Origin of the sequence: Streptomyces sp. NPDC048442, from assembly GCF_040651475.1 — a bacterium.
Taxonomy (GTDB): Bacteria; Actinomycetota; Actinomycetes; order Streptomycetales; family Streptomycetaceae; genus Streptomyces.
Genome location: NZ_JBEZKB010000019.1, coordinates 31,527 through 51,077 on the forward strand (window position 1 = coordinate 31,527; position 19,551 = coordinate 51,077).

Below are 19,551 nucleotides of genomic sequence, written 5' to 3' on the forward strand. Positions count from 1 at the left end.
CCCGTGCCGGGGGGGCGGAGGCTTGCGTCGACCCGTGCCCCTCGGGGAGCGGGGGCTTGCGTCGACCCGCGCCCGCGGGAGCGGGGGCTTGCGCCCACCCGTGCCTGGGGGGTGTGGAGGCTTGTGTCGGCCCGTGCCCGGGGGAGCGGGGCTTGCGTCGACCCGTGCCTGGGGGGCGGAGCCTTGCGTCGACCCGCGCACTGGGGGAGCAGGGGCTTGTGCCCACCCGTGCCCCTGGGGGAGCAGGGGCTTGTGCCCACCCGTGCCCCTGGGGGAGCGGAGCCTTGCGCCCACCCGTGTCCTCGCGGCCCGGCTCCGTAATCTCGCCCCTGGAGGGCCCCACGGGCAGCTCCGCCCCGCGAGTTGATTCCGCGAGAGGTTGCCGGTCCCGGCCGCCCGCCTCTCCGCCGCGACGAGTAGCTACCCGTGCAGCTTCCGCAGCACCCGGAAGGCCAGCCATGTGGCGCCCGCCGCCAGTGCCAGCAGGATTCCCGTCTCCACCGCCTGCAGCGGCCAGAAGTGGGATTCGGGGTGGAAGTCCAGGTACCGCTGCGTCGCCCCGCGCCCCGTCATGCAGCCCTGGAAGGTCTGCCCATTGCCCGCTTCGGTGGCGGCTCGCAGGCACGCCTCCGCATCGAGCCGCTCGCCGGACGCCGTCTGCCAGCCCCCGCCGACGTGCATGCTTCCCGGCTCGCTGGTCAGGTACTCCCTGAGGTCGGCCGGTCCCAGGCGGGTCACGGCGGGCCACAGGTGGGCGCGCACGCTGCTGAGCGTCAGCATCACCGTCCCCGTGGCGAGGAACGCCGCCCCCATCGCGAGCGCCGTACGCCGCACCAGCAGGCCGGTCAGCGCGCCGAGGACGATGCTGAGGACCGTGTACCCGACGACCGCCGGGCCCATCGCCTCGTACACCCCGCGTACGTACCAGGTGAGGGTGGAAGCGCTCTCGGAAGCGCTCTCCGTGAACGGTGCCCGGCCCAGCCGGAAGACGCCGACCAGCGCACTCGTCGCGAGCACCGCGCCGACCAGCGGCAGCGCGAGCTTCGACGTGAGCCACTGGGCCGGGGACACCGACTGCGTCCAGGCGACCTTGTACGTGCCCGACTCCAGCTCGCGGGCGATCATCGGCCCCGCCACGAACGCGCCGACCGCGAGCGGGAGGACCGTGAGGAGGGTGCCGCCGTACTCGGTGCAGAGCCTCAGCAGGCCGTGCGCCTTGCCGAGGGGGTGGCCGCTCGGGTCGGTACCGGACGCCGCGTTCCACCCCCGCAGCCCGCCCGTCGCGACGGCGGCCAGTACGACGGCCGTAGCGGCGGCCCACAGCATGCGCCGGTGCTGCCACAGCGCCACCCTGCCGATCCCCGGCAGGCGCGACGTGCTCGTCGGTCCACTCACTGAGCGACCCCCTGTGAGGCGCGGCGGAGGAGCAGGAAGGCAACCACCACACCCGCCCCCGCGCACACCAACATCGGTACGGTCAGGGTGAGTTGGTCCTTCCACGTCTCCATCGGCTGTGACCGCAGGACCAGCAGCGTGAAAACGAGGGCGAAGGCGGTGAGGGTCATCGCCCAGGTCGTGTGCCGCACCAGGAGCCCGGCCAGTGCGCCGAGGGCGATGGACAGGAGGGCGTAGGCGTACGGAACCGTCGCGAGGGCCGGTTCGGGGGCCCGTTCGAGGGGGTCGGGCCCTGCCGCCCGTACCCACCACAGCAGTACGGCCAGCGGCACCATCAGAGCGACGAGCACCCCCGCCGCCACCGCGAGCTTCGCCGCCAGCCAGCGGGCCGGGGTCACCGACTGCGTCCAGGCCAGCTTGTACGTCCCCGACGCCAGCTCCTCGGCGACCATCGGCCCCGCCACCAGCACCCCGCAGAGCAGCGGAAGCGCTATGCGCACCGCTTCGGCGAAGGTGAACGTCCAGCTCCGGTCCGCCGTGTCCGGCCCCGACCACACCAGGGCGCCGGCCACCAGCACCGCGGCGAGGCCCGCCAGCACCACGGCGAGAAGCAGCGCCGCCCGGTGCTGGTGCAGCACGTGCCGGTACGGGACGAAGCGGCGGCCGGGTGCGCGTCCCACGGACGGTGCTACGGCGACCGGCGCGCTCATGACGTGCTGCCCGCGTGCCGCCCGCGCAGTACCCGGAACGCCACCGTGACCGCGAGTGCCGCGACGGCCAGCAGGATGCCCGTCTCGACGAGCTGCATCGGCCAGAAGTGGGACGTGGGGTGGACGTCCACGAAGTACGTCACCCCGCCCTTGCCGGCCATGCACTTTTCGAACGTCATGCCGACGCCCTCGGTCCCGTTGCACGGGTCGCTGAGGATGCGCTCCCCGGACGAGGTCAGCATGCCTTCCGCGAAGTTCCACACGCCGACGGTGTTCGCCGACTCGATCGGCTTGTTCGACACGAGGGTCTGCACCGGCCACAGCAGCTCCCGCAGCCACAGTATGAAGACCGACTGGATGACGACGACGGTCACGGCGGTCACCACCATCGCGGGCACCGTCCTGCGCACCAGCAGACCCACGAGCGTGCCGACTCCGATGCCCAGCGCGCACTGCGCGACCGCGACCGGGCCGAGCATCTCGTACGCGCTGTCGTGCCAGCTGAAGTTGAACTCCCCCATGGGGAGCCCGTTCCTGGCGGTGCGGAACGCCAGCACCAGGACGGTCGTCCCGGTCAGCGCCACCGCCGACACCAGGGCCAGCTTGGCGGCCAGCCAGCGGGCCGGGGAGACGGACTGGGTCCACAGCCAGGTGTACGTTCCCGACTCCAGCTCGCGGGCCACCAGCGGGCCCGCGACGAACGCGCCGACGAGGGCGGGCAGCAGGGCCAGCGGGGTGAGGGACGTGTGCAGCAGCGCGGACAGGCCGCTGTCGGCGCCCTTGGAGAGGGTCTCCTTCGGGTCGGTGTTCAGGGCTGTCAGGAAGCCGGTCACGAGGAGCGTGGCCATGAGCACCACGACTGCGAACACCTTTGCGGTGGAGCGGTGTTGGCGTGCGGCGACCCAGTGCGGGCCGCGCAGGTTCGGGAGGACGGACAGGGCGCTCATGCGGCGGCTCCCGTGGTGGTGCGGGCGGACGTCGAGGCCAGGAGGTCGCGCGGCTCGGCGCTCGGGGTGAGCAGTGAAGGTGCTTCGGGTGAGCGCATGTGGGCGAGCAGCAGCTCTTCGAGCGTGGGCTCGATGACTTCCCAGTCGCCACCGATGGGCCCCTCGCGCCGTACCAGCGCAGTCATGTGACGTCCCGTCACCTTCGATTCGACGACGGTGGTGTCCGCGCCGATCTCGGCCACAGGCCCGGAGAGCAGTGCGTGCGCCGACAGCAGTTCGTCGGTCTCGCCGCCGAGCCGGACGCGGCCGTTCTCCATCAGGAGCAAGTAGTCGCAGGCGCCTTCGAGTTCGGCCAGGATGTGGGAGGAGATGACGACGGTGGTGCCGCTGTCGCCGGCCTCGGCGAGCAGGTTGCCCATCAGTTGGTGGCGGGCGAGCGGGTCCAGGTCGGCCATCGGCTCGTCGAGGAGCAGCAGGTCGGGCTGCTTGCCGAGGCAGAGGGCGAGGGCGACGCGGGTGCGCTGGCCGCCGGAGAGCTCGCGGACCTTGGCGGAGAGGTCGAGGCCGCCGTCGGCGACGATGCGGGCGGCGCGCTCGCGGTCCCATCGGCCCGGGTTCAGCTCGTTGCCCATGCGCAGGGTCTCGGCAATGGTGAACTGCGGGTAGAGCGGCTTCTCCTGGGCGAGGAACGCGATGTGTTCACGGGCCTCGCCCGGACCCTTGCCCATCACCCGTACAGCGCCCTCGGTGGGCCTCACCAGGCCCGCCAGCTGTCCCAACAGCGTTGACTTTCCTGCCCCGTTGGGGCCGACGAGCGCGCAGATCCGTCCCTGCGGCAGCCGGAACGAGCAGTCCCGGACCGCCCATTTCCCCAGTCGCCCGTACTTCTTGCCGAGGCCGACGGCCTCGATCGCGGCAGTCGTCGTCATGCCCGCTCCCCTTCGCTCATGTCGCTCATGTCGCTCACGTGGCTCACGTGGCTCACGTGGCTCACAAAGACTTCGTCCAGTACGGAAGTGATGAGCGCGGCCACGTCCTCCCGGTCCATCCCGGCCGTACGGGCGCGCTCACCCCACTCCTTCAGCTCGTCGCGCAGTGGTGAATCGGCGGGCTGCGCGGCCCCCAGGGACCGGGTCACGAAGGTCCCCATTCCGCGCCTGGCCTCCACCAGGCCCTCCCGTTCCAGCTCGCGGTACGCCTTGAGCACGGTGTTGGGGTTGATGGCCGTGGCCTCCACCACCGCGCGGGCGGTGGGGAGTTGGTCGCCGGGCTCCAGCAGTCCGAGCCGCAGGGCGTGCTTGGTCTGCTGCACGATCTGGAGGTAGGTGGCGACGCCACTTCGCCGGTCGATGCGGTACTCGACCATCGCGTTGAACCCCCTTTCACTAATCAAGTAGTGAAAGGGTGATCCAAAGAAGGGCCGGTGTCAATCGACACCGGCCCTTCGGGGAGAAATGAGGTGGTTATGACTCGGTTCGATACATCAGGTCCGTTTCGTACGTCGTGAAGCCGAGCCGCTCGTAGACCGTCACGGCGGCGATGTTGTCGGCGTCGACGTACAGCGAGGCGGTCGGCAGGCCCTCGGAGGCGAGGTGCCGGAGCCCGGTCGCGGTGAGCGCCTTGCCGAGGCCGCCGCCCTGGGCGCCGGGTGCGATCCCGACGACGTACACCTCACCGAGCTGCTCGGTGCGGTGCACCTTGGTCCAGTGGAAGCCGACGATCCGGCCTTCCTTCTCGGCGAGGAAGAACCCCTTCGGGTCGAACCAGTCCTCACCCATCCGGTCGTCCAGGTCCCGCTGCGTCAGGGAGCCCTGCTCGGGGTGGTGCGCGAAGGCCGCCGCGTTCACGGCCAGCCAGGCGGCGTCGTCCTGGCCGGGTACGAAGGTCCGGACGGTGACGCCGTCGGGGTAGACCGGCTCGGGGATGCCCAGCGGGCTCAACGGCCGCCGCAGCTGCCGCAGTTCGCGGAACATCGTCAGCCCCAGCACCTGCGCGAGATGCCGCGCCGCCGACTTCCCGCCGTGCGCCCAGACCCGCAGCCGCCGCCCGGAAGCCTCAAGGAGGGCGTCCCCGAGCGCCCGCCCGTGGCCCTTCCCGCGCTTCTGGGGATGTACGACGAGCTCGGCGGCGGGCGCCTCGACGGGATCGGTGTCCTCAAGCTGGGCGTACCCGAGGAGGTCGCCGGAGCCGGGGTCGGAATCGGCACGGGGATCGGCGTCGGGATCGGTGAGCAGGAAGTGCCGCACACCCTCCCGCCTGCCGCCCCGCAACTGAAGCCGCCCCTGCTCGGAAACGGCCTGCACACCGTCGGAGCGGGCGGCGGCGGCAAGGAGTTCGAGTACCTGCGCGGCCTGGACCTCGGTGAGTTCGTCGAGGGTCGACAGGAGGTGGCCGGGCGTGGGGAGGGGTGCGTCGCTGGTCATGGGATCGAGGGTACGGGGGTGGGGTTGGGCGGTGGGGTCGAACGAATTGCGCAACAAGCTGTTGGCCAATTGGGCAACAGTCTGTTGCCCAAATCGTTCGACCCCTGTTCGGAGGCTCAGCTCGACTCGTAGTCCCGGAGTACTCCGTCCGCGACGCGTGCGAGATCGTCGGCGGCGGGCAGCGATTCCTGAGCCTCACGGTCCAGGCCGGTCCAGGTGGCGACGGCCATCGGGCTGCCGCTGCGTTCGAGCGCGTACCGGGCGACTTCGCCGTCGCGATTGGCGGCGACGAGCAGGCCGATGGTGGGTCCGTCCACTTCCTTGTTCCGTACGAGATCGTCGGCGACGGCCAAGTAGAAGTTGAGCTTGCCGTAGTGCTCGGGCTCGGCCCGGCCCGTCTTGAGTTCGATGATGACAAAGCGGTGCAGCCGCACGTGGTAGAAGAGCAGGTCCAGCCGGAAGTCGGAGTCGCCGACCCGCAGTGGGTGCTGGCGGCCCACGAAGGCGAAGCCGGTGCCGAGTTCGGTGAGGAACAGGACCATCCGCGCCACGAGCGCGTCCTCCAGGGTGCGCTCGGAGGTGTTGCCACCGAGCCCCGTGAAGTCGAAGAGGTACGGGTCCCTGGTGATCTCCAGGAGGACGTCGGAGTCCTCGGGGACGGTGAGGGTGAAGTTGTTGAGGGCGGCACCCTCGCGCTCGTGCAGGCGTTGCTTGATCTGGTGGTCGAGGACGCTGCGGGACCAGCCGTGCTGGATAGCGCGTTGGGCGTAGAAGTCCTGCTCAGTGTGGGTCTTGCACTGGCTCATGAGGGCGATGATGTGGCCCCACGGCAATTGGCCAACAGGCTGTTGGCCAATTTGTTCGGGCCATGTTCGAGCGAACTGCTGCATGTACTTGATGTTGCTCCGGCTGAACCCCCGCTGCCCCGGAAACTCCGTCCGCAGCTCCGTCGCGATCCGGTCGATGACCTTCGTCCCCCACCGTTCCTCGCCCTGCTTCTCCAGAATCGTCCTCCCGATCTCCCAGTACATCCGGATCATCTCGGTGTTCACCTTGAGCTGCGCCCGCACATGCGCCCCACGCACGATCGACTTCAGGTCGTCGACCATCTCGTGGAACCCGGGCGGCAGCCCAGCGCCCTGAGCGGGCACAGCAACGACATCGGCTTCAGCCGCGATCTTCTCGTTCACACGCACAGGCTTGCGCCCCGCATATGCCATCGGCGTGAAATTCGTCCACGCTCAGCCGAATGGGTGACCTCTACCCAAACCCTGACGTACCGCCAACGGAAACCACCTCGTAACCCGTCACCCCCTGTTGCGCTACGCGCGTTGACTTTAGGCTGCCGAACGCAGCTCCACCTTCACGCTGAACTCACAAGGGGACAGATGTCAGCGAACCCTCGTCCGAACCGTGCCGCCCGCCGGTTCCTCGTCGCCGCCGCCGGGCTCACCACCGTCGGCGCCCTCGTCGCCGCGATGCCCGCGTCCGCGAACGGCCACGGCGGCCACGGCGGTGGCAACGGAAACGGCCACCCGAAGCCCTCGTCCCGCACCGTCGACGTGCAGCTCCTCTCCCTCAACGACCTGCACGGCAACCTGGAGCCCCCGGCCGGCTCCTCGGGCAAGGTCGGCACGGTCGACGCCGGTGGCGCCGAGCACCTGGCGACCAGTCTCCGCAAGGCCCGCGAGGGCAAGAAGTACTCGATCACGGCCGCCGCGGGCGACATGATCGGCGGCAGCCCCATGCTCTCCGGGCTGTTCCACGACGAGCCCACCGTCGAAGCCCTGAACAAGATGAAGCTTGACGTGACCAGCGTCGGCAACCACGAGTTCGACGAGGGCCCGGCGGAACTCCTGCGCATCCAGAACGGCGGCTGCCACCCCACCGAGGGCTGCTACGAGAAGGACAAGAAGGGCAAGCCCAAGAAGTTCAAGGGCGCCGACTTCCCGTACCTCTCCGCGAACGTCACCAAGGAGAAGACCGGCAAGACGCTCCTCAAGCCGTACACGGTCTGGAAGAAGAACGGCGTCAAGATCGGCTTCATCGGCGTCACGCTGGAGAACACCCCGGGCGTCGTCACGGCCAACGGCGTCAAGGGCCTGAAGTTCCACGACGAGATCGAGACCGTCAACAAGTACGCCAAGGAGCTCGACCGGCAGGGCGTGAAGTCCATCGTCGCGCTCATCCACGAGGGCGGCGCACCCGCTTCCAGCGCGTACGACTACAACTGCGACAGCCCGGGTCCCGGTGACGGCATCTCGGGTCCGATCACCGCCATCGCCAAGGGCATCAGCCCGAAGGTCGACGCGCTGGTCACCGGCCACACCCACCAGTCGTACGTCTGCACCATCCCCGACCCGGCGGGCAACCCCCGCCTGGTGACGTCGGCGGCCTCCTTCGGCAAGGTCTACACGGAGACGACGCTCACCTACGACCGCCGTACCCAGGACATCGTCCGTACGACGGCCAAGTCGCCGACCTCGCGCAACCACATCGTCACCCGTGACCAGCCCGAGCGGGAGAAGCTGGGCGCGGACATGCGGAAGCTGATCGAGCGCTGGAACGTCCTCGCGGCCCCGATCGCCAACCGCCCCCAGGGCTTCATCTCCGCCGACATCGAAGGCCGCGGCTCCAAGGAGCTGGAGAAGCCCCTCGGCTCGCTCATCGCCGACGCCCAGCAGCAGGGCCTGGCGGCCGCCGACAAGGGCGGCGCCCAGCTCGCCCTGATGAACCCCGGCGGCATCCGCTCGGACCTGGTCTACAAGGCCTCGGGCGCGGAAGGGGACGGCGTCGTCACGTACGGCGAAGCCTTCACCGTCCAGCCCTTCACCAACCTCATGAACGTCGTCGACCTGACCGGCGCCGACCTCATCGCCGCCCTGAAGCAGCAGGTCAGCGGCGGCAACGAGGCCTCCCCGAAGATCCTCCAGATCTCCAAGGGCCTCACCTACACCCTCGACCTGACCAAGAAGGGCGCCGACCGCGTCGACGCCGCGAGCATCAAGCTCAACGGTGAGGTCATCGACCCCGCCAAGACCTACCGCGTCGCGATGAACGAGTTCCTGGCAGGCGGCGGCGACAACTTCCCCGCCCTCGCCCTCGGCAAGAACAAGCTCAACGCGGCCTCGGACCTGGACGTCTTCAACGCCTACCTGGCCGCGAACTCCTCCGCCGCCAAGCCGATCGCTCCGCCGGCGGCGGGCCGGATCACGATCGTCAAGTAAGCCTGCCAGTACGTACGTTGAGGGGCGTCATCCGGGATCTCCCGGGTGCCGCCCCTTCTGCGTGCCTGAGCCGAGCCCGGTCTCACCGCCCCAGCTCCAGCCGCTCGCCGCCCGCGAGGCCGTCGCGCAGGCGGCGGTCGTGGGTGGCGATGACGAGGGTGCCGGGGAAGGTCGCGAGGGCTGCTTCCAGTTCCTCGACGAGGGCGGGGGAGAGGTGGTTCGTCGGCTCGTCGAGGAGCAGGAGGTCGAGGGGCCCGGCGGCGAACAGGGCGGCCAGTTCGACCTTGCGGCGCTGCCCGGTGGAGAGGGAGGAGACCGGGACGGACAGGTCCTGGTCCCTCAAGAGGCCGTGGTGGAGGAGGAGTTGGGCGTAGTCCTCTCCGTACGCGGCCAGTACGGAGCGAGTGTCGCGGGTGACGGCGTACGGGGTGTGCTGGCGGAGGATGCCGACCCGGGGTGGCCGTACGACGGTCCCCGCATCGGGGGCGAGGGAGCCGGCCAGCAGCTCCAGCAGGGTCGACTTTCCGGCGCCGTTCGGCCCGGTGATGAGCAGGCGGGTGCCCGGGGCGAGGGTCAGCGACTCCACCGCGAGTCGGCCGTCGACTCGTACATCCATCAACTCCACGCCTGTGGAGGGGAGTTGACCCGCCACCTGACCGGTGAAGCGCAGTGGTTCCGGTGGCGGCGGTACGGGGTTGTCGGTCAGCCTTTGCAGGCGCTCGCGCGCGTTCCTGATCCGGCCCATCGCCCCGTGCGCCCGCGACCTCGCGCGGAACGCGCCCGCGCCGCTGAAGCCGCGCGGGACCTTGCGGGGGATGGCGGCGAGCGCGCCGCCGTTGCTCTCGGCGAGGGCGGACTGGCGGGTGATCTCCTCGCGCCACTCCTCGTACGCGCTCGCCCAGCGGGTCCGCGCGGCGGCCTTCGCGGTGAGGAAGCCCGCGTAGCCGTTTCCGTACCGGCGTACCGTCCGCAGATCCCCGTCCACCTCCAGAACGGTCGACGTGACCCGCTCCAGGAACGCGCGGTCGTGCGTGACGGCGACGACCGTGCCGGGGTGAGCACGCAGGCGCTCCTCCAACCACTCAACTCCCTTGTCATCAAGGTCATTTGTGGGTTCGTCGAGCAGGAGCAGCTCGGGGGCGGAGGCGAGTACGGCGGCGAGTGCGAGCCGGGAGCGCTGGCCGCCGGAGAGGGTGCCGAGCCGGCGGGTGCGGTCGAGAGTTTCGGTCTCGCCGAGGTGGTGGAGGGCGGTGTCGACGAGGCGATCGGCTTCGTATCCGCCCCGCGCTTCGAACTCTTCGAGGAGGGTGGCGTACGCCTCCAGGTCGGCGGTGGCCTCGGCGGCGTGGATCGCGCGCTCCAGCTCTCGTACGTCCTGGAGCGCGAGGTCGATGGCGTCGCCGACGAGGGCGGAGTCGGGCAGGTCCAGAGTCTGGGCGAGGTGCCCTGTGCCGCCGGGGGCGGTGACGGTGAGGGTGCCGTTGTCGGGCTGTTCCTGTCCGGCGAGAAGCCTCAACAGGGTTGATTTTCCTGACCCGTTGTCGCCGACGACGCCGACCTTCTCGCCGGGGCGGACGGTGAAGGAGACGCGGTCGAGGACGGTGCGGTCGCCGTAGCGCTTGGTGAGGTCGACGGCGGCGAGCTGGGAGGTGCTGGTGAGCGGCGCTGCTGGGAACAAGTGGCGGGCCTTCCGTAGGGGACGTCGAACAAGACGAGACGTTTCGTCTTGTTCGATGAACATAGCGCCTCTTGCCCAAGGAGGCTAGGGGTAAGGGGCAGGTATTTAGGGGCGCGGGGCTGTGTTGATATGCGACTCCGCCGCGTGGGCGCGACCAGCCACAACGCACCGGCACAATCCCCCCGCTCAGCCCCGCCGCACCCGCGCAATGCCCCCGTTCACCACGTCACACACGTCTAGAGGCGGCAGCTGATCTCCATCCCGTCCTCCACGGGGAACGTGACGCTCTGGTAGCCGTTCCGGGGGTCACGGACGTAGTCGAGGTAGGGCGCGAGGTCCTCCAGGTCGACGTCGTCGGCGACGACGAGGGTGCCGGGCGCGAGGCGTGGTTCGAGGAGCCGCAGGACGGGCAGGCACAGGTCCTTCCAGCCGTCGAGGAGGACGAAGTCCGCGGAGCCGGCGACCGCGGCGAGGGTCTCGCGGGCATCTCCTTCGAGGACGGTGATCAGGTCGTCGAGCCCCGTCTCGGCGAACGTCCGGCGGGCGGCCGCGGCCTTGGCGGCGCTCAGTTCCGTACTGATCACCCGCCCCGTCCCGTTGTCGCGCACCGCGGCGGCGAGATGGAGCGTGGAGATGCCGAAGGACGTGCCGAACTCGACGACGGTGGCGGGGCGAACGGCCCGTACCAGGTTGTAGAGGAGGAGGCCGCCCTGGGCGGAAATCGGCATGTACACCTCTGCCTTGGCGTCCGCCTGCTCCTGCGGTCCGAGTGGTGCGGAGCCCTTGGGCCAGGCGGCCCGGATCCGCCTGCCGGTCTCCTCGTCCTGCTCGGCGGCCCGGAACATCCGGTCGAGGGCGGAGGTGACGCGGGGGTCTTCGAGGGTGTGGGTAGGTGTCATAAATCTAGACTAGACGAACCGTTGCGTAGCGTCTAGAGGTTCTGGCCTACTCTGGCCCCAGGAGGCAGACATGGGACAAGGAAGTACGGCCGCAGCCAGCACCGGGCCGCAACCGGCGGCGCGCCACCACGGCAACAGGCACGGCCGCAGCGAGCAGGCCCGGCAGTCAGTGCTGGAGGCGGCCGACGGCCTCCTGGTCGAGAAGGGCTTCACCGGCGTCACCATCGAGGGCATCGCCGCACGGGCGGGCGTCGCCAAGCAGACCGTCTACCGCTGGTGGAAGACCAAGACCGACATCCTCCTGGACGCCTTCCTCCAGGACGCGGCCGAAGCCCTGACCCCGCCCGACCACGGCGACCTGGCCCCGGACCTCCGCGCCCACCTGCGCCAACTGGCCCTGTTCCTCACCCGGTCCGACGCGGGCGCCGTCTTCAAGGCCCTCATCGGGCACGCCCAGCACGATCCCGCGTTCGCCGCCGCCCTGCGGTCCGGGTACCTCGACGAACAGCGCCGACGCGACCGGCTCCCGCTGGAACGCGCGGTGGAACGCGGCCAGCTCGCCGCCGGAATCGACATGGCGGCGGAGATCGACCAGCTCGTGGGGCCGGTCTACCACCGCGTCCTGGTGACGGCGGAACCCGTCGACCAGGCTTTCACCGACCGCCTCGTCGAGGCGTTCCTGCACCGTGCCGACGTGGCGGACGTGGCCGACGCGGCGGAGAGGGGGAGCAGATGACTCTGAAGGCAGGCCAGCGGGTGGTGCTGGCAGCGGACACCCGGCTGACCGATTCGGCCGAGGTGGCGGGGGTCGTCGTCGGCTTCCTGTCCCTGGCGGCGGGCACCGGCGGGACCGTCGAGCAGGTGGTCGGCCACCAGGAGGAGAGCGACGACGTACGCGAGTACGAGCGGCTCAAGTCGCTGCTCGACGCCTTCGGGGGCGAGATGCCCCCGGAGACCAGGAGGCAGCTCGAAGAGAACATCGGCTCTCTGGAACCCGCGTGGACCGCCTTCCAGGAACGGGCGCCTCGCGTGAGCGTGCGGGTCCGCTTCGACAACGGGTTCATCCTCGACGGGGCCGACGAGGACGTCTTCGCCCCTGCCTGAGCGCGCGTCCCGGGCCACCGGTCCGCTCCGGGCGAGCGGGAGGACCGGCGCAAGCCGGAGCGAGGGGGTGTGGCCCAGGTGGGGGCCGCCCCCTTGCCCACCCGTCCCGCCACCGGGGGGCGGCCCCGCTGCCCAAGGAGGCTAAGGGGTAAGGGGCAGGCATTTAGGGGCGCGGGGAACTGCGCGACCAGCCACGACGCACCCGCACGATGTCCCCGCCCCGCGGCGAGCGGTTCAGGTGGAGGGGGTGGGGAGGGGCCGTTCCCGCGAAGCGGCCCACGGGCCCGCGCGGGGGTGCGGTCGCGGATGGGGCGTGCTCGCATAGGGGCCGCCCCCTTGCCCCCGGGGGCCCTATGCCCAAGGAGGCTAGGGGGACGAAGGGGGCTCGGGGCTAAGGGGCAGGTATTTAGGGGCGCGGGGAACTGCGCGACCAGCCACGACGCACCCGCACGATGTCCCCGCCCCGCGGCGAGCGGTTCAGGCGGAGGGGCGGACCCGCTGCCCGGAGCGCGAGCTACCTGACCAGGGTCAGGAAGGTGTTCCAGGCGTGGTCGGTGACGGTGATGACGGGGCTGGTGGCGGCGAGTTTGGTGTCGCGGAAGAGCGTGACCCCGGGGGTGTTGTCGGCGACCTCGACGCAGTCGTTGCTGCCCCCGCTGCTGTACGAGGACTTGTACCAGTTCAGAGTGTCGCCGCTCAAAGGAACCTCTTCAGTGCCTCGTGGATGGCCGCAGTGGACGCCTCGGCCGCCATCGAGTCGGCGGCAAGCCGATCATAAACCTTCTGGAATCGCAGGACTTGGGCCAGCTCCTCGCTGTAACGGCCAGTGTCGAAACCTTCTGTGTAGGCACCCCGGACACCGTTGGGGAGAGTGAGGATCATCATGGTCCCCAGTACGTGTCCGGCTCGGCTCGGGAGAATCTGCAAGGTGATGTTCGGCGTCTCCTGGGCTTCCAGGAGCCTTTTGAGCTGAGGGGCGGTAGCTCCGTGCAGGACGGATTCAGCCAGCACTGCGGACATCCATGGAGGGCTGTCCCTCTCCCAGACGGCTTGCCGTGCCATGCGCTGCTCCACGAAGGATTCGATGTCCTTCGGGTCGCCTGCCTGGCCGGAGAGCAGCAATTCGCGTGTGTAGTCCGGCGTTTGGAGCAGGCCGGGTACGACGGGCCCGCATGCGTGCATCAGTTCCGCTTGAGCCTGCCGACGCAGGAAGGGCTTTGCGTAGTCCCTTACCGTGTCCTGCTCCAGAATCCTGACCAGGTTCACCAGTTCATCCGGCCGCAGCCCCAACGCCGATTCGAGCTTCCGCGCCAGATCCGTATCCGGCGGCGCATCCCCCGTCTCCACCTCCGAGATTCGGGACTGGCTCGTGAAGACCCGCCGTGCCAGGAACGTCTGCGACCAGTCCTCGCCAGGGACCTTCGCGCGGGCTTTGGCCAGCCGGGCCTCCTGCACCGCATTCCCGATGTACTGCTCGATGTTCTCGCTGGGGTCCGGCTCCCGCATCCCTGGCATATGCCGCGCACCTCGATCGCACTCCGATAGCGAACTCCTACCGATCGTAACCGTGAGTGGTCAACCTGGAAGGAGAACAGTGGAGTTCGGATGCGAGAGCAGGAAGAAGCGGAATGAGCACCAGGTCCAGAACAACCCCCACACCCCCGCGCGACACCGCCCTTGAGAAGCAGAATCAGACCGCGACCATCGCCTTCAACGAGCTCTTCGCCGCCCTTGCGAAAGCCGGCACCCTGCTCCCGCACCTCGCCCTCTGCCTCGACGAGCCCGGCGTCCCGCTCGACCTCGGCCGACTCAGCGCGGTGGACTGCCTGAATCTGGCCCGGCGGCTCAACTTCCTCCTGGCCCTTGAGGCCGAGATTCAGAAATCGCGGGCCGTTCTCCTCGGCCACAGGTGGACGGCGGCGCAGAGTTGAGTGCCGAGGACGGGGGTGAGGCAGTCCTGTGCCCCGGATGCCAGAAGATCGTTCTGTGGATGGACGGTACGAGCCGCTGCCCGGCCTGCCGTGCACCTCTGCCGGTTATTTACCCGCTCCCGCAGCCCGCCCGCCCGACCGCCTCTGACCAGGCCTTCCAGCCTTGAGATTCGAGCTCAGAGAGTCGAGACGTTTTTACTCGGAAGAGGCCGGTGGGAACTTACCCACCCACCCGCCCCTCGCGCCCACGCGTCCCCGCGTACGCACGCGCGCGACGCCAACTCGCCCATTCAGCAAGCCGGGTGACGTTTCGTGACCAGGTGGCGGCAGTGCGTGGCGACCGTGTACGGTCCGTCACAACAGAACGGCCCCTGTGGGTGTTGTCGCACCGCACAGAGGCCTGACCATTCCGATCGCGGAGACGATCTCATGGCTGCTGGCCAGCTTAGTCGTACCCTCCATGCCCCCGCCCACCCCATGGCCTCCCCCGGCTTCGGGAAGCGCGAAGCGCCGGACCAACAGCCCCGCGCCAGGGGCGATTTCGCACACCTGCCCAGGCGTGAAGCGGCCGTCGCCCAGTACATCGACCGGCTGCCCGAGGGCGCCGACATCAGCATCAAGACCCTCGCCCGCGAGATGGCCGACTACGGCCAGTGCGCCCTCGGTACCGTCCTCAACCGCCTCACCACCGCCGGTCACCTGCGCCGCCGCCGCACCGGGCTCATGGACGACCAGGGCAACGTCAGGTACGTCACCCAGTCCTACTTCAGCCGTACGCCCAGGCCCGCCGCCTGGTGGCACGACGTCTTCACCGACAGCGTGCCCTCGTCCGGCTACGACGATCCCGAGCCGGGTGTACCCCAGAGTGGCGGGAACGAGGGGCGCGGGTTCCGCGCGCTGGCCCGGATCGGGCGGCGGGAGCCGCAGTTGGCGCTGTCCGAGAGCGAGTGCTACGCGCTCGCCGAGACAGCGGGGGAGTGGTTCCGGCGAGGGGCGAGCGAGACCCAACTCGCCTACGCCCTCACGCTGTTGCTGCCCGGCCGGATCACCCACCCCTTCGGCTTCGTACAGTCGCGGCTGTTGTCCAAGCTGCCGCCCGAGCTGCCCCCGACACCCCTCGGCGACCCGATGACCGAGTGCGTCGGGTGCGGGGCCGCCGGGCGGCCCGAGGAGCTGCCGGGCGGGCTGTGCCGCCCGTGCCGGAGCGCGAAGCCGGTGCGGTGCGCGGGCGGGGAGCGAGGCGGTGGGTGTGGGCGGTCCGGCTGCCAGGACCCGGCGTGCGGGCCCTCGCCGAAGGCCGTACGGGGCAAGGCCGCACGCATCCGCAGGGAGATGCGGGTGAGGCGCGAGGGTGGGGGAGCGACCCCGGCGGGCCCGGCGGGCCGGGCGCGACGGCGGCGCAAGCGCCGGTAAGCCCGCAACGGCACTCACGCCGGTAAGCCCGTTACGGAACCTCGCTCGGCGGCAGCGTCGGCGCGCCCGGCAGCCGTACGACCGCCTCCGTACCCGGTCCGCCGTCCTCCGGGGCCCGGAGCGACACCTCGCCGCCCGCCTCCCGGACCGTACGCGCGACGATCGAGAGGCCGAGGCCAGAGCCGGGGAGGGCGCGGGCGGACGGGGAGCGCCAGAAGCGTTCGAAGACGTGCGGGAGGTCGGTGGGCGGGATCCCCGGGCCGTGGTCGCGGACGGTGAGGGTGCCCAGGTGGAGACGGACGTCGACCGTGCCGCCGGGCGGGCTGAACTTCACCGCGTTGTCGAGGATGTTCACCAGCGCGCGTTCGAGGGCCGCCGGTTCGGCACGTACGTACCAGGGGGCGAGTGACACGTCGAAGTTCAGCTCGGGGCCGCGCAGCCGGGCCCGTTCCAGGGCGGTACGGGTCTGGTCGTGCCAGGAGACGACCTGCGGGGAGGGGCTGCCCGGGGAGGTCTCCGGGCGGGCGAGCTCCTGCAAGTCCGTGATGAGCGCGGCCAGTTCGGTCATCTGGGCCTTGACCGAGGCGAGGAGGGCCTTGCGGTCGGCGGGGGGCAGCGGGCGGCCGGTGTCCTCGCTGCGGGAGAGGAGTTCGATGTTGGTACGGAGTGAGGTGAGGGGGGTACGGAGCTCGTGGCCCGCGTCCGCGATGAGCTGGGACTGGAGATCGCGGGACGAGGCGAGGGCGGCGGTCATCGCGTTGAAGGAGGCGGAGAGGCGGGCGGTCTCGTCCTCGGGGGAGCCCGTGAGGGGGATCCGTACGGTCAGGTCCTCGGTGCGGGCGATGTGCTCGACGGCCTCCGTGAGGCGGTCGACCGGGCGCAGGCCGGTACGGGCGACCCAGAAGCCGGCCGCTCCCGCGCCGACGATTCCCAGGCCCGCGACCAGGAGGAGGACGAGCGCGAGGTTGTTGAGGGGGGTGTCGATCTCCGAGAGCGGGCGCGAGATGGAGACGGTGAAGTGGGTGGACGGGTCGCGGCGGGTGAGCACGCGCACGTCCTTGCCGTCCGTGTCCACCCCGTCGTGCAGGGTCTCGGTGGCGATGCCGATGGCCACCGCCTGGTCGACCTTCTGCACCCGGACGGGGGTCGACCCGGGACCCACACAGCGGCTGCCGTCCTCCAGCACGATCTGTACGTACGCGGAACCCGGCAGTGTCTGACCGCCGGGGAAGGCGGTGTCGCGGCAGTTGCCCGCCGTCGTACGGAGGTAGTCCGTCGAGGCCCGCGAGTTCTGGAGGGTGTTGTCCAGCTCCGAACGCAGCTGATTCTGCGTCAGGAGCCAGCAGGCCGCCGCCGACAGAGCCACCGCGACCGCCACCGCCGTCGTGACGAGGAGGGCGAGCCGGGTACGGATGCGGAGCGTGCGCAGGCGGTGGGCGAGCGAGGTCACGCCGCGCCGCCCGGCTGCGTACCGGAGTCCGCGCGCAGTACGTACCCGACGCCCCGCACCGTGTGCACCAGGCGGGGTTCGCCGCCCGCCTCGGTCTTGCGGCGCAGGTACATCACGTACACGTCGAGGGAGTTGGAGGACGGCTCGAAGTCGAAGCCCCAGACGGACTTGAGGATCTGCTCGCGCGTGAGGACCTGCCGGGGGTGGGCGAGGAACATCTCAAGGAGGGTGAACTCGGTCCGGGTGAGCTCGACTTGACGCTCCCCGCGCGTCACTTCCCGCGTCACCATGTCCATGCGCAGATCTTCGAAGGTGAGGACGTCGCCCGGGGCGGCGGGCAGCCCCGCCTGCTGTGCGTACGAGCTGCGGCGGAGCAACGCCCTTACCCGGGCGAAGAGTTCGTCGAGCTCGAACGGCTTGACGAGATAGTCGTCGGCGCCCGCGTCGAGCCCCGAAACCCGGTCGCCGACCGTGTCGCGGGCCGTCAGCATCAGGATCGGGGTGGTGTCCCCGGCGTGCCGCAGGCGGCGGGCGGCGGTCAGGCCGTCCATCCGGGGCATCTGGATGTCGAGAATGATCAGGTCCGGTGCGTACGTGGCGGTCTTCGTGACCGCCTCGATGCCGTCGACGGCGACCTCCGTCCCGTACCCCTCGAAGGCCAGACTGCGCTGAAGCGCCTCGCGCACGGCGGGCTCGTCGTCGACGACGAGGATGCGCTCGGTGGCGGGCCGGTCCTCGGGGGGTGTGGCTGCGGGGGTCATCCGGCTGTCCTGTCCTGCTCTTCTCCGGTACGGGCGGGGGCACGTCCAGCTTTACACGATGGCGGGCCCTGAGGCCGGAGGTCCTAGACCCCGAACCCGCTGCCGAACCCGTCGCGGCCCTGGTCCTGCTGCTGGTTCCGCTGCTGGTCCTGACCCCCGGGCCCGCCCTTGCGGAGGCTGTCGAGGTCGGCCTTCACCGCGTCGACGGGGATCGCGAACCCGAGACCGACGCTGCCCGACGCGCTCTGACCGCCCGAACTCGGGGCGTACATCGCGGAGTTGATTCCAACGATCTCGCCGCGCATGTTGATGAGGGCGCCGCCGGAGTTGCCCGGGTTGAGGGAGGCGTCCGTCTGGATCGCCTTGTACGTGGTCTTGGACTGGCCCGTGTCGCCGTTGAACTGTTCGCCGCCGAACTCGAACGGCCAACCGCCGCCACCGCGCTGCTGTTGCTGTCCCGGCTGGTCCTTGGAGACGGTCACGTCGCGGTCGAGGGCGGAGACGATGCCGCTGGTGACGGTGCCGGAGAGGCCCTCGGGCGAACCGATCGCGACGACCTCCTCACCGACCTTGAGGCTCTTGCTGCTGCCCAGCTTGGCGGTCGGCAGCTTGCTCCCGCCCTGGACCTTGATCAGGGCGAGGTCCTTGTCGGGGTCGGTGCCGACGACCTTCGCGGTGTACGTCTTGCCGGTGGAGAGAGTGACCTTGACGGTGTCGGCGCCCGCCACGACGTGGTTGTTCGTGACGATCTCGCCGTCGGCGGTGACGATCACGCCGGAACCGGTGGAGGCACCGGCGCTCGACTTCGCACTGATCTCGACGATGGCGGGGCCGACGGCCTGGGCGACACCGGCGACGGTCCCCATGCTGGACTGCGAGACGTTGCTGCCGGATGCGCTCACGCCGTCCGCGGTGGCGCCGTCGCTGCCTGCCAGCCGCTGGGTGAGGTAGGCGGTACCACCGCCGACGGTGGCGGCGACGATGGCGACGGCGGCGAGGAGCGCGACGGGCCCGCGGGCACGGCGGGCGCGGGGGGTCGGTGCCGGTGCCGGCGCGTGGGCCGGGGGCGGGGGGAATCCGGCGTACGCGTACGAGTACGAGGACTGCTGCTCGGGCTGCTCGGGCTGCTCGCCGCTGGGGCGCGGGGTCTCGGTCGTCATGCTCATGAGCTTGGGGGCGGTGAATGAGAACTGTCTGAGGGGCGGTTAAGAAGGGCGCCAGATTCCTGTATGCCGGACATAAGGACGGGACGGCCCCTTAGGGGCGCGGGCGGTCGCGGAGGGCGGGGGTCCGCGTGGGGGCCGCCCCCTTGCCCACCCGTCCCGCCCCCGGGGGGCGGCCCCGCTGCCCAAGGAGGCTAGGGGTCGGCGGCGTCAGCCGCCCGAGGGGGCTGGGGGCTCGGGGGCAGGCTTTTAGGGGCGCGGGGAACTGCGCGATCAGCCACGACGCACCGGCACGATGACCGCCCCGCTGCCCAAGGAGGCTAGGGGGTAAGGGGCAGGCAGTTAGGGGCGCGGGGAACTGCGCGATCAGCCACGACGCACCCGCAGGAGGTCCTCCGGGGTGTGCGGTCGCGGAGGGGGCGTGCTCCGCGTGGGGCCGCCCCCTTGCCC

The 19,551-nt window shown here is 70.4% G+C and carries 19 protein-coding genes; 5 read left to right on the top strand and 14 right to left on the bottom strand.

Annotated features, from left to right (window positions below; translation table 11 throughout):
• Positions 1 to 420: 420 nt before the first annotated feature.
• The 7 genes from AB0D18_RS26035 to AB0D18_RS26065 form a co-directional block, all read right to left on the bottom strand.
• Entirely contained in the window at positions 421 to 1,395 is a 975-nt protein-coding gene (locus AB0D18_RS26035; protein ID WP_362423145.1) for an ABC transporter permease, read from the bottom strand.
• Positions 1,392 to 2,105: a hypothetical protein gene (locus tag AB0D18_RS26040; protein ID WP_362423148.1), complete on the bottom strand. Its 714-nt coding sequence runs from the start codon at positions 2,103 to 2,105 to the stop codon at positions 1,392 to 1,394. Before AB0D18_RS26040 ends, AB0D18_RS26035 begins: the two co-directional genes overlap by 4 nt.
• Positions 2,102 to 3,052, bottom strand: coding sequence for an ABC transporter permease (locus tag AB0D18_RS26045; RefSeq protein ID WP_362423150.1), 951 nt, complete (start codon positions 3,050 to 3,052; stop codon positions 2,102 to 2,104). The genes AB0D18_RS26040 and AB0D18_RS26045 overlap by 4 nt, the downstream gene beginning before the upstream one ends.
• A complete protein-coding gene (locus AB0D18_RS26050; RefSeq protein WP_362423153.1) occupies positions 3,049 to 3,981 on the bottom strand; it encodes an ABC transporter ATP-binding protein in 933 nt (310 codons plus the stop codon). The genes AB0D18_RS26045 and AB0D18_RS26050 overlap by 4 nt, the downstream gene beginning before the upstream one ends.
• On the bottom strand, positions 3,978 to 4,418 hold the full coding sequence (locus tag AB0D18_RS26055) for a GntR family transcriptional regulator (protein ID WP_362423156.1): 441 nt from the start codon (positions 4,416 to 4,418) through the stop codon (positions 3,978 to 3,980). The genes AB0D18_RS26050 and AB0D18_RS26055 overlap by 4 nt, the downstream gene beginning before the upstream one ends.
• 97 nt (positions 4,419 to 4,515) lie before the next feature.
• A complete protein-coding gene (mshD, locus tag AB0D18_RS26060) occupies positions 4,516 to 5,475 on the bottom strand; it encodes a mycothiol synthase (protein WP_362423158.1) in 960 nt (319 codons plus the stop codon).
• 116 nt (positions 5,476 to 5,591) lie between these two features.
• Positions 5,592 to 6,665, bottom strand: a complete 1,074-nt coding sequence (locus AB0D18_RS26065) for a PDDEXK nuclease domain-containing protein (protein ID WP_362423161.1) — start codon at positions 6,663 to 6,665, stop codon at positions 5,592 to 5,594.
• Between the two features lie 198 nt (positions 6,666 to 6,863).
• On the opposite strand from AB0D18_RS26065, the gene AB0D18_RS26070 reads away from it, so the two are divergent.
• The gene (locus AB0D18_RS26070; protein ID WP_362423164.1) at positions 6,864 to 8,702 is read left to right on the top strand and encodes a bifunctional metallophosphatase/5'-nucleotidase; all 1,839 of its coding nucleotides are present in this window, start codon (positions 6,864 to 6,866) and stop codon (positions 8,700 to 8,702) included.
• Between the two features lie 82 nt (positions 8,703 to 8,784).
• On the opposite strand, the gene abc-f is transcribed toward AB0D18_RS26070, so the two are convergent.
• Both abc-f and AB0D18_RS26080 read right to left on the bottom strand, forming a co-directional pair.
• Positions 8,785 to 10,443 (bottom strand): ribosomal protection-like ABC-F family protein, encoded by a 1,659-nt coding sequence (gene abc-f, locus AB0D18_RS26075; RefSeq protein WP_362423167.1) that lies wholly within the window; start codon positions 10,441 to 10,443, stop codon positions 8,785 to 8,787.
• Between the two features lie 173 nt (positions 10,444 to 10,616).
• Positions 10,617 to 11,279 (bottom strand): class I SAM-dependent methyltransferase, encoded by a 663-nt coding sequence (locus AB0D18_RS26080; protein ID WP_362423169.1) that lies wholly within the window; start codon positions 11,277 to 11,279, stop codon positions 10,617 to 10,619.
• 70 nt (positions 11,280 to 11,349) lie between these two features.
• Here AB0D18_RS26080 and AB0D18_RS26085 point away from each other — a divergent pair, with 70 nt between their 5' ends.
• The gene (locus tag AB0D18_RS26085; RefSeq protein WP_362423172.1) at positions 11,350 to 12,015 is read left to right on the top strand and encodes a TetR/AcrR family transcriptional regulator; all 666 of its coding nucleotides are present in this window, start codon (positions 11,350 to 11,352) and stop codon (positions 12,013 to 12,015) included.
• Entirely contained in the window at positions 12,012 to 12,383 is a 372-nt protein-coding gene (locus tag AB0D18_RS26090; RefSeq protein WP_362423175.1) for a hypothetical protein, read from the top strand. The genes AB0D18_RS26085 and AB0D18_RS26090 overlap by 4 nt, the downstream gene beginning before the upstream one ends.
• Before the next feature lie 514 nt (positions 12,384 to 12,897).
• Here the strand turns inward: AB0D18_RS26090 and AB0D18_RS26095 are convergent.
• Positions 12,898 to 13,083, bottom strand: a complete 186-nt coding sequence (locus tag AB0D18_RS26095; protein ID WP_362423178.1) for a DUF397 domain-containing protein — start codon at positions 13,081 to 13,083, stop codon at positions 12,898 to 12,900.
• Positions 13,080 to 13,889 (bottom strand): helix-turn-helix transcriptional regulator, encoded by an 810-nt coding sequence (locus AB0D18_RS26100; protein WP_362423181.1) that lies wholly within the window; start codon positions 13,887 to 13,889, stop codon positions 13,080 to 13,082. Before AB0D18_RS26100 ends, AB0D18_RS26095 begins: the two co-directional genes overlap by 4 nt.
• A gap of 122 nt (positions 13,890 to 14,011) precedes the next feature.
• Between AB0D18_RS26100 and AB0D18_RS26105 the strand changes: the two genes are divergently transcribed.
• Together AB0D18_RS26105 and AB0D18_RS26110 are read left to right on the top strand one after the other, a co-directional pair.
• Positions 14,012 to 14,314 (top strand): hypothetical protein, encoded by a 303-nt coding sequence (locus AB0D18_RS26105; protein ID WP_362423184.1) that lies wholly within the window; start codon positions 14,012 to 14,014, stop codon positions 14,312 to 14,314.
• A 429-nt stretch (positions 14,315 to 14,743) separates the two neighbouring features.
• Positions 14,744 to 15,727, top strand: coding sequence for a hypothetical protein (locus tag AB0D18_RS26110; protein ID WP_362423187.1), 984 nt, complete (start codon positions 14,744 to 14,746; stop codon positions 15,725 to 15,727).
• Positions 15,728 to 15,758: 31 nt separating this feature from the next.
• Here AB0D18_RS26110 and AB0D18_RS26115 read toward each other — a convergent pair whose 3' ends face one another.
• The 3 genes from AB0D18_RS26115 to AB0D18_RS26125 form a co-directional block, all read right to left on the bottom strand.
• Positions 15,759 to 17,177: a HAMP domain-containing sensor histidine kinase gene (locus tag AB0D18_RS26115; protein ID WP_362423189.1), complete on the bottom strand. Its 1,419-nt coding sequence runs from the start codon at positions 17,175 to 17,177 to the stop codon at positions 15,759 to 15,761.
• On the bottom strand, positions 17,174 to 17,938 hold the full coding sequence (locus AB0D18_RS26120; RefSeq protein ID WP_362423192.1) for a response regulator transcription factor: 765 nt from the start codon (positions 17,936 to 17,938) through the stop codon (positions 17,174 to 17,176). The genes AB0D18_RS26115 and AB0D18_RS26120 overlap by 4 nt, the downstream gene beginning before the upstream one ends.
• 83 nt (positions 17,939 to 18,021) lie before the next feature.
• Positions 18,022 to 19,104, bottom strand: coding sequence for a trypsin-like peptidase domain-containing protein (locus tag AB0D18_RS26125; protein WP_362423195.1), 1,083 nt, complete (start codon positions 19,102 to 19,104; stop codon positions 18,022 to 18,024).
• Positions 19,105 to 19,551: the final 447 nt, after the last annotated feature.